10 protein-coding genes are annotated in these 13,689 nt (G+C 33.3%); 2 read left to right on the top strand and 8 right to left on the bottom strand.

The window, feature by feature from the left end:
• Positions 1 to 146: 146 nt before the first annotated feature.
• The 5 genes from AABL87_RS17265 to AABL87_RS17245 all read right to left on the bottom strand — a co-directional run bounded on the left by AABL87_RS17265 (position 147) and on the right by AABL87_RS17245 (position 4,748).
• The gene (locus AABL87_RS17265; RefSeq protein ID WP_341277673.1) at positions 147 to 1,364 is read right to left on the bottom strand and encodes a bifunctional folylpolyglutamate synthase/dihydrofolate synthase; all 1,218 of its coding nucleotides are present in this window, start codon (positions 1,362 to 1,364) and stop codon (positions 147 to 149) included.
• 16 nt (positions 1,365 to 1,380) lie between these two features.
• Positions 1,381 to 2,196 (bottom strand): energy transducer TonB, encoded by an 816-nt coding sequence (locus AABL87_RS17260; RefSeq protein ID WP_006258673.1) that lies wholly within the window; start codon positions 2,194 to 2,196, stop codon positions 1,381 to 1,383.
• Positions 2,197 to 2,198: 2 nt separating this feature from the next.
• On the bottom strand, positions 2,199 to 2,594 hold the full coding sequence (locus AABL87_RS17255; protein ID WP_006258674.1) for an ExbD/TolR family protein: 396 nt from the start codon (positions 2,592 to 2,594) through the stop codon (positions 2,199 to 2,201).
• Entirely contained in the window at positions 2,594 to 3,313 is a 720-nt protein-coding gene (locus AABL87_RS17250; RefSeq protein WP_006258675.1) for a MotA/TolQ/ExbB proton channel family protein, read from the bottom strand. Before AABL87_RS17250 ends, AABL87_RS17255 begins: the two co-directional genes overlap by 1 nt.
• Before the next feature lie 346 nt (positions 3,314 to 3,659).
• Positions 3,660 to 4,748, bottom strand: coding sequence for an anhydro-N-acetylmuramic acid kinase (locus AABL87_RS17245; protein ID WP_006264331.1), 1,089 nt, complete (start codon positions 4,746 to 4,748; stop codon positions 3,660 to 3,662).
• 234 nt (positions 4,749 to 4,982) lie between these two features.
• Between AABL87_RS17245 and AABL87_RS17240 the strand changes: the two genes are divergently transcribed.
• Positions 4,983 to 6,122, top strand: coding sequence for an acyl-CoA dehydrogenase (locus AABL87_RS17240; protein ID WP_006258677.1), 1,140 nt, complete (start codon positions 4,983 to 4,985; stop codon positions 6,120 to 6,122).
• A gap of 60 nt (positions 6,123 to 6,182) precedes the next feature.
• On the opposite strand, the gene AABL87_RS17235 is transcribed toward AABL87_RS17240, so the two are convergent.
• Positions 6,183 to 6,998, bottom strand: coding sequence for a hypothetical protein (locus tag AABL87_RS17235; protein WP_341277672.1), 816 nt, complete (start codon positions 6,996 to 6,998; stop codon positions 6,183 to 6,185).
• 369 nt (positions 6,999 to 7,367) lie between these two features.
• On the opposite strand from AABL87_RS17235, the gene AABL87_RS17230 reads away from it, so the two are divergent.
• Positions 7,368 to 9,824 carry a hybrid sensor histidine kinase/response regulator gene (locus tag AABL87_RS17230; RefSeq protein ID WP_341277671.1) on the top strand — a complete coding sequence of 819 codons (2,457 nt, stop codon included), beginning with the start codon at positions 7,368 to 7,370 and terminating at the stop codon, positions 9,822 to 9,824.
• A 63-nt stretch (positions 9,825 to 9,887) separates the two neighbouring features.
• On the opposite strand, the gene fabV is transcribed toward AABL87_RS17230, so the two are convergent.
• Complete coding sequence (gene fabV / locus AABL87_RS17225; RefSeq protein ID WP_006258680.1) at positions 9,888 to 11,081, bottom strand: enoyl-ACP reductase FabV; 1,194 nt, start codon at positions 11,079 to 11,081, stop codon at positions 9,888 to 9,890.
• A 174-nt stretch (positions 11,082 to 11,255) separates the two neighbouring features.
• On the bottom strand, positions 11,256 to 13,295 hold the full coding sequence (locus AABL87_RS17220) for an OmpA family protein (RefSeq protein ID WP_006264335.1): 2,040 nt from the start codon (positions 13,293 to 13,295) through the stop codon (positions 11,256 to 11,258).
• Positions 13,296 to 13,689: the final 394 nt, after the last annotated feature.

The raw sequence follows: 13,689 nt of genomic DNA, 5'->3' as shown, positions 1-13,689 counted from the left end.
CCCCGACCCCCTCGGTGTAAACGAGGTGCTCTGAACCAACTGAGCTAATCGCCCATTTCCTTTTTAAGAACGTGTAATCGTTTGTTGATTACGGGTGCAAATATACGACTGTGATTTTACTTTGCAAGCTTTTTTGAATATTTTTTTTATAAAATTTCAGCTACCACAAATGTGCTCCCCCCTATATATATCAAGTCTTCAGCACCTGCTGTCTCCTTCGCTTTTGCGTAAGCATTTGGTATTGAACTACAAACCTCTCCCATCAAACCAAACTCTCTCGCTTTAGCAGCTAAAATCTCAGGTTCTAGCCCGCGTAAATTATCTGGCTTAGCAAAAAAATATTTTGCTTCTTTTGGCAATAAAGGAAGGATAGAATCTAAATCTTTATCATTCACTACACCAAAAACAACATACAAATCACGGTAATTTTCGTGTTTTAACTGATTCATCACGATAGTTAACCCATGAGAATTATGTGCAGTGTCTGTAATTATCTTCGGATTCTGACCTAAAACTTGCCATCTACCCAATAATTTTGTGTTCGAGACCACATGAAGAAGCCCTTCTACTTCGGCTTTTTCTGTTATATGGAATGATTTTCTTAGTAATTCTATGGCTTGTCTTACGGTACGGATATTAGATTTCTGATAATCTCCTTTTAGATCTGAGACTAATGCGTTGTCTATATAGGTATCTTGAGCAAAATAGATATCTGCAGACATCTCTTTTGCCTTACTTATAAATACAGGTTGTGTATGCTCATTATACTCTCCTATCACTACAGGTACACCTTTCTTTATAATACCTGCTTTCTCACCTGCTATAGCTTCAAGTGTATCTCCTAAGAATGCTGTGTGATCCTTACCTATATTAGTAATCACAGAAATCAATGGATGTATAACATTAGTCGCATCTAGACGACCTCCCATTCCCACTTCGATTACAGCTACATCTACTTGCTCCTGTTTAAAGTATTCAAAGCACATACCTACTGTCATCTCAAAAAAGCTCAAAGAGTTCTCTTCAAAAAAGGGTTTGTTACGTCCGATAAAGTCGATTACAAAAGATTCTGATATCTCTACCCCATTGATCTTGATACGCTCTCTAAAGTCCTTTAAGTGTGGAGAAGTGTACAACCCTACCTTATATCCTGCTTCTTGTAGAATAGAAGCAATCATAGAAGAGGTAGACCCCTTTCCATTAGTACCTGCTATATGTATCGTCTTCAGGCTATCTTGAGGATTTCCTAAATGATTAATTAGTTTTATTGTATTGGATAAATCTGCTTTATAAGCTATTGCCCCTTTTTGTTGATACATTGGCAATTGATTAAACATCCATTCTAAAGTTTCTTGATAATTCATATTCAAAAAAATAGGACTACTGTCCTACTTTAAAATTAATAACTATAAATCCGACTTGAATATTCGGTGCGTTGTCATCTGCTTTCCATCTAAATGTCTTGGCAGTAGCAATAGCTGCATCTGTAAGGCATTTAGCAGAGTTCGTTGTCCCTTTAGTGTGTTGTGCAGATACGACCTTTCCGCTCTTATCTACTCTTATCTCCACTACTACAGTTCCTACCTCATTACATTCAGGCACTACTTGTCCTCTATTGGCTAATGCACGTCCATTCAGTCCCCAGCTAGTACCGTTACCACTACCATTCCCCTTACCGCTACCATAAGTAGAGTTAGAGTACATATCTCCATCTAGCTTTCCTTGATCTCCTCCTTTAGTAGAGTTCCCTTGTCCTTCAGACTTTTCTCCAGCTGTCTTTGGCCCATTAATAAGGCTAGCTAGCGCATCAGTTGTACTTTGACTAGGTTTTGGGTCAGGTTTAGGTTTGACAACTTCTTTTTTAGGTTCTTCTTTTGCTTTTGGCTTATCCTCCGTTTTTTTTACTACAGGAACATCTACCTTATTTTGGGTAACAACAGGCTCAGCTGTTGTCTCAACAGGAGTAGCTACTTCAGGCTCTGGTTCCATAGCGATAGGTTCTGTCGGCTGTACATCTCCTTTCCCTACTTCACTATTCCCAAAGTTAATAGCAATCTCACCACCTAATAAATAAGGTTCTTTTTCCTGAACAGGAGTTATAATTTTATAAAAGAAAAACAACAAAAAAAGAAGCACAAAAACTGTTGAAGTAATTGCAAAAGCCTTTTTTTCACTTTCTGTTTGTAATATCTTCATACCTACTTTGGTTCCACTGCTAATACAATCTTATAATTATTGCGATAAGCAATATCCATCACAAATACTGCATCCTCTACAGGAACACCTTTAGCGACATGCAATACTACATTAGGATTCTCTATTGTATTTAATTTATTTTTCAGTCCCTCTTCTAGTTCTTCAGGCATCACTTTTTGTTCATTGATATAATAGCTAGACTGGTCATCTACACTCACAGCTACAGTCTCTACTACATCAGCTTTACCATCAGAATTAGGAAGTATTAAATCTAGTGCATTAGTACTCGTCATCGTAGTAATGGCTACCATAAAAAATATAAGCAATAAGAATACGATGTCCGTCATAGACGACATATTAAACTCTGCAGATACTTTATTTCTACCTCTTATATTCATTATGCTGGATCATTTAATAGGTCTAAAAATTCTACTGCATTTGCCTCTAACTGATGTACAATCTTATCTATCTTACTCACAAGGTGATTATACCCTACATAAGATATAATTCCTACAATCAATCCAAATACTGTAGTCATCATCGCTGTATAAATTCCTTCTGATAATACACTCATATCTATACGAGCAGAGCTAGCTGTAGACATCTCATGGAATGCCATCACCATCCCTACTACAGTTCCTAAGAATCCTGTCATAGGTCCTGCTCCAGATAATGTTGCTAACAGATTAATGTTTTTCTCCATCTTATACACTTCTAACTTCCCTGCATTCTCTATCGCAATATTAATATCCTGAAGCGGTTTCCCTATTCTAGATATACCTTTTCCGATTAGGTGAGATACAGGTGTATCAGTATTTGCACATAAGAGTTTAGCTTGATCTATCTTTCCTTGAGATAAGAACATTTTTATCTGAGCCATAAAGTTATCATCTATGTTAGACGCATTTTTAATAGCGAAGAAACGCTCTAAATATAGGTACAGAGCCATAAATAACATGATAAAAATAATGATCATAATAGCCTGCCCTATTGGCCCACCACTAAAGATAATTTCGCTAAGAGCTAGTTCTTTTTTAACGGCTGCTTCTCCAGCTTCTGCTGCATTAGCTAATTTCTGTGCTACTGCTGTTGTATCCACTTGTAAGAAATGAAACATAAATAATTTGAGTTTTAAAATTTTAAAAGTCTTTTTCTGTTGTTCTATATTGTGCAAAATCGATATAGATTATTCTCATTCTATAATCTCATTTACTTCATGATAACGAAAAAAAATGAGATTTAATATTCAAAATATCAAAAAAAGTGAGATTTTGTCTTTATAATCGTTTGCCATTATAGTTCAAAATGAGTTCAAAGATAAAATGTTTTGTATGTATAATTATACATAAACGCTATATTCTTTATATAACATTCATGCTAGTCATTATCCCAGCTAGTTCACCTACTAATTAATACACTCGTATACAATACCATGCAAACATAATCTTCCTCTTCTGAATAAGCTAATTTACCTGTGTATATACCTCGTGTATTCTACCTGAGCTATGATCATACTTGGCTCCAGTAACACTAGCTAAGACATTCACTTCATCTCTCAATTTTAGCACTCCTAGTAAACCAAATATAATTGCTTCTTTATAGTCAATCACTTCATCAGAAGGTCTTTCAAACAAAACGCCCTTCGCATGTGCCTTAATCCTACTAACTAAATAATCATTTTTAGCTCCTCCTCCTGTTACTAATACACGCTGTCCTTCTTTTATACCGATCCCTGCTGCAATTTGAATAGCAATATGCTCTACTAGCGTAGCTAAATAATCTTCTACAGATAAGGTGTATTTATTAAGAATGGGTTTTATATAAGCATTTAAGAACTCTATCCCCAATGATTTAGGCGCAGACTGCTTATAGAAATCAAGTGCATTTAATTCTCTTAGCAGGTCTTCATTAATCGTTCCTTCTGAGGCAAGCATTCCTTTATCGTCATACTCTAAGCCAAGTTTAGCCACTTGTTCGTTAAGCAAGGTATTCACTGCGCTAATATCATAGGCTAATCTATAATTAAGCCTTCCTTCAAAAGAAATATTAGCAAATCCTCCAAGATTAAGACAAGCTTCGTATTCATTAAATAACAAGCGATCTCCTATAGGCACTAAAGGTGCTCCCTGTCCACCTAACAGAACATCTTGTACCCTAAAGTCACATATTACCTTCTGCTGTATTAAGTCAGCTAGTATAGGCATATTCCCTATCTGTAAGGTATAGCCTAGCTCAGGCTTATGAAAGATAGTATGACCGTGTGAGCATACAGCATCTATATCCTCTATCGTTTTATCTTTAATGAATTGATTAATCACAGTGGCTAAATAGGTGGTATAGCGTACATCTAATATTTCTATTTGTTTACTATCAAGATCGATTGCATTCTTTAATTGTTCTTTCCACTGAGCACTATAAGCGACAGTATCAGTACAGTGAACCTCAAAACTCCACTTACCACTTTCACAATTAAAAGTGATATAAGCCAGGTCTATTCCATCTAATGAAGTACCTGACATAACTCCGATGATATTATATTGGTATTTATTCATAGTATAAAGATTGGTTTTTTACTATAATCTACAAAAGTTTAAGTACAATATTCATTACATTATTCACTTATCAATACAGGTTCTTTAAAATAACAAACATTGTTTCGTCCAAAAATAAATTATAATCATTTTATGCATCAAATTTAAACAGAATCTAAATTGAATAATTGTTTTAAATCAATTATATTTGAGAGCTACAAAAATTAGAACAACTAAAAAATTAAGAGACTATAAATGGATTTTAAATTTACAGAAGAGCAATTAATGATTCAGCAAGCTGCTCGCGACTTTGCTCAAACAGAATTATTACCAGGTGTAATTGAAAGAGATGAACATTCTAAATTCCCAACAGAACAAGTTAAAAAACTTGGTGAATTAGGATTCTTAGGAATGATGGTAGATCCTAAATACGGAGGTAGCGGTCTAGACAGCGTATCTTATGTATTGGCTATGGAAGAAATTGCAAAAGTAGATGCTTCTGCTGCTGTAGTTATGTCAGTAAATAACTCATTAGTATGTGCTGGTTTAGAAAAATATGCTAGTGAAGAACAAAAACAAAAATACCTAGTACCTCTAGCTTCAGGACAAGTAATCGGTGCATTCTGTTTATCAGAGCCAGAAGCAGGGTCAGATGCTACATCTCAAAAAACTACTGCTGTAGATATGGGAGATCACTATGTACTAAACGGTACTAAAAACTGGATCACGAATGGTAGTACAGCTGACTACTATATCGTAATCGCTCAAACTGATGTAGAGAAAAAACACAAAGGAATCAATGCATTCATCGTTGAAAAAGGATGGGCTGGTTTTGAAATCGGAGCTAAAGAACAAAAAATGGGAATCAGAGGATCTGATACACATTCATTAATGTTCACAGACGTAAAGGTTCCTAAAGAAAATAGAATCGGAGAAGACGGATTCGGATTTGCATTTGCAATGAATGTATTAAACGGAGGACGTATCGGTATCGCTTCTCAAGCATTAGGTATCGCTCAAGGTGCTTACGAATTAGCATTAAAATATTCTAAAGAGCGCAAAGCTTTCGGTACTGAGATTATCAACCACCAAGCGGTTGCTTTTAAATTAGCTGATATGGCTACTCAAATCACTGCTGCTAGAATGCTTTGCTTCAAAGCTGCTGCTGAGAAAGATGCAGGTCAAGATATCTCATTATCTGGTGCTATGGCTAAGTTATTCGCTTCTAAAACAGCAATGGATACAACTATCGAAGCTGTACAAATCCACGGAGGTAATGGATATGTAAGAGAATATCACGTAGAAAGAATGATGCGTGATGCTAAGATCACTCAAATCTATGAAGGTACTTCTGAGATTCAAAAGATCGTTATTTCTAGAGCTATTGCTAAATAAGCATTACTCAATCCTTATAAAAAAGGCTATTAACCACTTGTGTTAATAGCCTTTTCTTATTTATTGTACATTGACCTTTATGGGTAATTTAAATGTTGTCGGGACACGTCTGCCATTCTGAGAAGCAGGTTGCCACTGAGGCATTGTTTGAAATACAGCTATAATATCTCTCTTTAAATAAGGTGGTAGATATCCTTGTACACTCTGAATAACAATATCAGAGAATGTACCCTCTATACCTACTGTAAAGTTCACATTAAAACGATACTGCTCACCTTGATTTAAATAATGATCTAAATTAAGTTTATTAATCATATTTGCTCTAAAAGCCTCTTCCCCTTCATATGGGCTTGCTTCTATTATCTGAGAATAAAACGGTCTACCATACTCTTCCCCAAAGTATTCAATATTAGTATCCGCACTGTTAGAACTAACTTCTTCACCAGAAGCTGTAATTATTTCTTTCTCAGGACTAACAGTTATATCAGTAATACTAGTATCATATTCTATAATATCCCCTCCTACTACTCCTACTTGTGTAATATCAGCTGGCATTTGGTTGTTAAACCTAACTCTTGGACCTTCAAAATACATTCCTAAAGGAATTTCTTCTACAGGTACATAGTCAATTATAGGACTTGTTAATAGATAATAAGCTTCGACAGTGTTAGCTAAGTCATTATTACTATCTGGAAGAGGAAATAAGGGACAAAATACAATAGTTTCATCTTTTCTATTAGAATCAGAAGTAAACAAATAAGAACTACCAATAACTCCTAGACATAAGAATACACTTACTCCTAAAGCAAACAACATGATTTTAGCATCACTTTGTTTAGGATGAAAAGGGCTATAATAATATTTTACCGTACTCATAATCTTCTACTTACGTTATGTAAAAATAGCGTTTTTAAGATTAACAAAATACCTTATAAGCAAAAAAAAGACCTACTGTAAATAGTAAGTCTTTGTTTAAAACGTATTAAACATTGATTCGTGAGAATTTTCTTTTCTCTTTTTCATATAATTTAATCTGTATGATTCTACTTAAAAGGCAATAAACATCGCTAATCACCTAAACCAAAAATACAAACAAAAAGTTAAATAAAAAACAAAAAACAACATTAACACCAAAAAAGATATACTTAAACAAAAACAGTTAAAAATAAACTTTCTTAAAGACTATTGCTTTTAACACAATCATTGAACTCTCTTTTGTAATTTTACACCAAACTTTATCTATACATGAAGCCACCTAAATCTATAAAAGCGAAGATTCTCTTTCTATACTTTACGCTATTTGCAGCTGCATTATTCTCTGGAGCGTATATTTATAAAGAGGCTAAAAAATTTACTATTCCTGAGGAGCATGTAATTGAAGAAAATAATAAAATCTTCTTAGTTACTAGTGCTATCAATAACCTATACAGTAGTGAAGCTTATAGTAGAACAGCTATTCTGAGTGGTAATAGTAAAGATATCAAGCTATATTATAAAGAATTAGACACTATCGTTAAGCAAATTAACTTGGTACAAACACATGTACAAGATCCTATTACAGTAGTGAAGCTTGACTCTGTTAAAGACTTACTCTCTCGTAAAAAAGTCAGTTTTGAAAACATTATCAAAGCTAGAAAAGATCTTTCTGCTGAAAACAAATACACTGAGGCATTCTCTGAAATCTACAATATCCGTGAAGAAATAGAGAAAAACATACAACCTATCGTTATCCAAAGTAAAGAAAAGGAGAAAAGAAGTGGTTGGGCAAGGTTATTCAAAGGAGATCATACTGACACTATTAAAACGACAATCAACTACCCTAGTATATCTGATTCTATTATCAATGCAATGGAGCGTATCCTTATCGCTACGCAAGAGAAAATCAATGACAAACAAAATAACTTACTCAACCAAGAACAACGTTTACTGAAAGAAAACAAGATTATTACAGATCAGCTAAGAGGTATCCTACAGAATGTAGAACAAAATATACTTACACTATCTTATCAAAAGATCAATGAGTCAAAATCTAGAATTAGCGCTGCTTCTACCAATATCGCGTATATCGGAGGGACTGCACTAATCGTAGTTTTAATACTAGGGTGGATTATCATTAGGGATATCAATCAGACCCAAGAATACAGAAATGCATTAGAAAAACTAAATAAAGAGAATGAAGTGCTACTGCGCAGTAAGTCTATGCTGCTCGCTACAGTAACTCATGATTTACAGACTCCTCTGGGGGGACTTATTGGTTTTACTGATTTATTAGATCAAACAAACCTTGATAACAAACAACAGAAGTACGTTAACAACATTAAGTCTTCTTCTAAGTATATCACAAATTTAGTCAACGACTTAACAGATTTCTCTAGATTAGAGAACAACAAAATAAGTATACAACAGAAAGCATTCAACCCTAAAGAACTAGTAGATAACACATGTAATATACTAGTGCCTAATGCTGAGAACAAAAACATAAAATTAAATTGGTCAATTGAAGATAGCTTAAATAGCAACTTTGTCTCAGATCCGCATCGTATAAAGCAAATACTAACAAACTTAGTCACTAACGCAATCAAGTTTACACAAGAAGGAGGAGTGAATGTTAGTGTTACGAAAGAAAAAGAATATATAGTCTTTAAAGTTTCTGATTCTGGAATAGGAATAGCAGCTAACCAAACTAAGAATATCTTTAACGAGTTTCAACAAGCTCATGATGGAATAGAAAAGAAATTTGGAGGTACTGGATTAGGACTTAATATTTCTAAAAGAATGATTGAATTATTAGGAGGAACTATTCATGTAGAGAGTATATTGAATGAAGGATCTACCTTCACCTTTACAATACCTATTATAGAAGCTGAAGAAGACACCAATATAATTGTACACACCAATGACTTACAATCTGTATTCCAATCTCTTAATAGGATAAATATAGTTGTTATAGATGATGATAAAGTACAGTTACAATTGATGGAAGAGATTCTTTCTCCTTTATTTAATAAAGTCACTGTAACTTTCGATCCTACATCCATAGAAGCTATTTTAAAAGAAGATCAATACAATTTGATACTTAGTGATATTCAGATGCCTAAGATGGACGGATTTGAGCTTATAAGTCATTTAAAGAAAAATACTGATTTTAAGACCATTCCTGTTATAGCACTTTCTGGTAAAAGAGATATTACAATGGAAGAATTCACTCAAGCAGGGTTTGCTTCTGCGCACCCAAAACCATTACAGCTTACAGAGTTACTAATTCTAATTTCTAATATTCTTAATCTTGACTATCAATTAAACAGTTCTAGAACTAAAGAAAAGAACATTGAAGACGCTAATAGTCAAACAACAATAAGTGCTACTTATAACACGAATACACTAAAACAATTTATTGGAGATGATCTTAATGCTTTAAGGAACCTTCTAGTAATCTTTATAGAAAGTACAGAAGAGAACCTATTAGACATGCATTATGCTGAAGAAGATTTTGACTTAGAACAAATTGGAAATATAGCTCATAAAATGCTACCTATGTTCAGACAACTTGAAATTACATCCATTATACCTCTTCTAGAAGTACTAGAAGATAAAACAATAACTTTCGAAACTCAACTTGAACTAAGAAACTATATTGAGGTATTGGAAGATAAAATAAACTTAATACTTACTCAGATAAAACAGAATCACTTAGAAGAATAACTAATCAAAAAGCCCCTTAATACGAATATTAAGGGGCTTTATATATAACAATAATCTTGTCTATTATTTCAAACTAGCAACTGTTGTTAGCTCATCTGATTCTAATGTATAATCAATTGAATCAAACTCAAATCCAAACAAGTTGAAGAAGTCTTTTCTATATCCAGCTAAATCAGAAATAGCTTCGATATTCTCTGAAGTTACCTCTTCCCATAACTTAGCTACTGCAGATTGTACATCTTCTCTCATCTCCCAATCATCAACACGAATACGTCCTTCTGTATCTAAAGCTAAACTACCTCCATATAAACGATCAGCAAATAAACGTTGCATTTGCTCAATACATCCTTCATGAATATTTTTCTCTTTCATTACTTTATATAATAATGAAATATATAAAGGAACAACAGGGATAGCAGAACTTGATTGAGTAACTAAAGCCTTATTTACAGAAACATAAGACACCCCATTAAGATCTTTAAGTAAATCATTAATTACTGGTACCGTAGCCTCTAAATCATTTTTAGCCATACCTATAGTACCATTTCTATAGATAGGGTAAGTTAATTCAGGTCCTATATAAGAATAAGCAACTGTTTTAGCTCCATTTGCTAAAACACCTGCTGCTTTTAAGTCTTCAATCCAGAATTTCCAATCCTCTCCCCCCATTACAGCAATAGTGTTATCAATATCGCTTTGTTCCTTAACAGGATCAATACTAATATTAGATACAACTCCTGTATGGAAGTCTACTGTTTTATTAGTGAAAGGTTCTCCGATAGGTTTTAATACTGAAGCATAAGCTACACCAGTCTTTGGATGAGTTCTACGTGGCGAAGCTAAACTGTAAACAACTAAATCTACTTGACCTAAGTCTTTTTTAATTAGCTCTATAGTTTCTTTCTTAATTTCGTCAGAAAAAGCATCTCCATTAATACTCTTTGCATAAATACCAGCCTGTTTAGCTTGCTCTTCAAAAGCTGCAGAATTATACCATCCTGCTGTACCTGGTCTACCTTCTGTACCTGGTTTTTCAAAGAACACACCAATTGTAGCTGCATTAGAACCAAAAGCAGCAGAAATACGTGAAGCTAATCCAAATCCTGTAGAAGCTCCAATTACTAATACCTTTTTAGGTCCGTTTACTATTTGTCCTTTAGACTTAACATATTCGATTTGCGTTTTTACATTCTCTGCACATCCTTCTGGATGAGAAGTTAAGCAAATAAATCCTCTAGTTCTAGGTTGTATAATCATTATAAATCTTTTTCTACTTAGTTGAATTTAAACCAAGTTGCAAATTACGCATTTTATCACAACAATACATATTTATTATTATAAAATAACATATCTACAAATTCCTCATCTTCAACAAGAAACTTTAATTATGAGATAAAAAAAAGGTTGGACATGTCCAACCTTTTTTACTTCTTATAAATCTGTGATTATAAATTCACTTCTTCTATTCTCTTGATGTTCTCTCTCACTACAAGGAACATTGTTTTTACAACGATTGATAATTCCTCTTTCTCCATATCCTACACCTCTTAATCTCAATCTATTCACTCCTTGACGTACTAACCAATCTACTGTTTGATCTGCACGACGCTCTGATAATCTTAAGTTATACTCATCAGGACCAACACTAGAAGTGTACGAACGAACTTCTAATTTTAATGAAGGATTAGTCATCATAATAGATGCTACTTTAGACAATTCTAATTGTGCATCACTTCTAATAACAGAACTATCATTATTAAAGTATATCGGTGCTAAATCTGTAAGCTTACCTAAATCATCTCCAATTCTTGGATTACCTTCATTCTTTCTTTTAGGTTCCATATAGTCGTTATCATCATCAGTTGGATAATTAAGAGATGAAAATGCCTTACTTCTTTCTAATTCAAAATCAACCTCTATAGAATCATCCTTATTAACATCTTCTACAGATACTTCTTCAGATTTATATCCTTTAGCTTTAACGGCTACATAGTAATCTCTATTAACCTTAACATCTTTGAATGAATACTCTCCGCGTTTATCAACTTCGATTTCTTCAATCATTCTATGTTTACTATCATACAAGAATACGAAAGCATCTAATATTGGACGTTTAGTCGTTTTATCTGTTACTCTACCTCTAATTTCTTGAGCAATGTTCAACTCAGTTCCTTCTTTCATTCTCACAAAGTAAAGATCATCTTTTCCATTACCGTTTGGTCGATTAGAAGTGATGAATCCAAATTTAGCTTCAGGATCTAAATACATCGCAAAATCATCATAAGAACTATTGATAGAGTTTCCTAAGTTCACAACTTCACCAAAAGATCCGTCATCATAAATCTGTACTCCATATAAGTCTAAACCTCCTAAACCAGGATGTCCGTCAGATGCAAAGTATAATACATTATCTGAACTAACGAAAGGAAAACTCTCTCTTCCTTCTGTATTAATCTTATTTCCTAAATTTTCTGGAGTACCTAAAGTACCATCTCTAAATAGTCTTACACGGTATAAATCTGATTGTCCATAACCTCCAGGTCTATCTGAAGAAAAATACAACCAATCTTGATCAGGACTAAGTGCAGGATGAGCAGTACTAGCATTATCAACATTAATACTTAATCTTTCCACATCTCCCCATTTATTCTGTCCTAAAGAATAAGCACGATATAAACTTACCATTAAAACTTTATCAGAATATCGTACATTGTTATCTTCTCTATTATTACTAGAAAAATACATAGCCCTAGAGTCTGCTGTAAAAATAGCATTCGCCTCATTATACTTACCATCTAACTTCTTTGCAAACGATTTCACATCACCAATGTAACCATCAATACGTACAGGAGCAGAAAATAACTTAGTATAAGGATCGTTTGTCCAACTATGCTTACCTTTATGTTTACCTTTTTGATTAGTTGAAGAAGAATACACAATCTCTCCTTTATACAAAGCTGCTCCATACTCTGAACCAGCAGTATTTACATTATTAAGTAATTTTACTCTATATCCGTCTCTATTAGTATTAACTTCTTCTAGGTAGTTTGGATCACTTAGATATTTCTTAACTCTTCCATCTTCTGGCGCTTTATCAGCTAACAAATCCATTTTAGCATTTGCTAAAACGTAATCTCCTGTTGTTCTAATTGTCTGCACATATTTATAAAAAGCATCAATATCAGTAATATTTTCAGGAGTTTTTACATCTTCAAATAAAATACCGTACCAATGGTTTGCTTCTAAATACATTCCATTCTCATAGTATGCTTTCGATAAATTAGACAGAATCTCTGTGTTTTTCTCTCCCTTCTTCGAAAGCAACTTTTCATAGGTCTTAATAGCATCAGCATAAGCCATTTTCTCTATTTGTGAGTTTGCTTTCTTCACATAGGAATTCTGTGCGATCCCAAATGTAGAAAACATTCCAAATAGAGTTGCTATCCCTATCTTATAAATATTTTTTTTCATAATATTAAATGTACTTTTTTTACCAAGTTAGCTGTATTTTCTAAGTATTCTAAAGAAATTTTTTCCTGAAAAAACACTTTTTTAAAATCATTGACACAAAATTATACAAAAAAGAAAATAATCAAAATTAAACAGGGTAATAAATCTATTTTATCTATTTATCACCTCTAATACATAAATTACGTCTTTTAAAAACAAACAATACCAAATCATGAATAAGTGCACACTTTTTTAACACTAAAAAACACGCTTAGACACTATCATCTCTCATGACTCTGTTTATTTTCTTATAATTAATGGCAATATTTTCTATTTCCTTAAAAAATAACGCTATTATTAACCTTCTTAGAAGAAACGAGCTGTACTAACTTTGTTGTATTTGTTAAACAAATCA

The sequence above is a fragment of the Myroides sp. C4067 genome, from assembly GCF_038039665.1.
GTDB lineage: Bacteria > Bacteroidota > Bacteroidia > Flavobacteriales > Flavobacteriaceae > Flavobacterium > Flavobacterium odoratimimum.
This window is presented reverse-complemented; position numbering and strand designations above follow the sequence as displayed.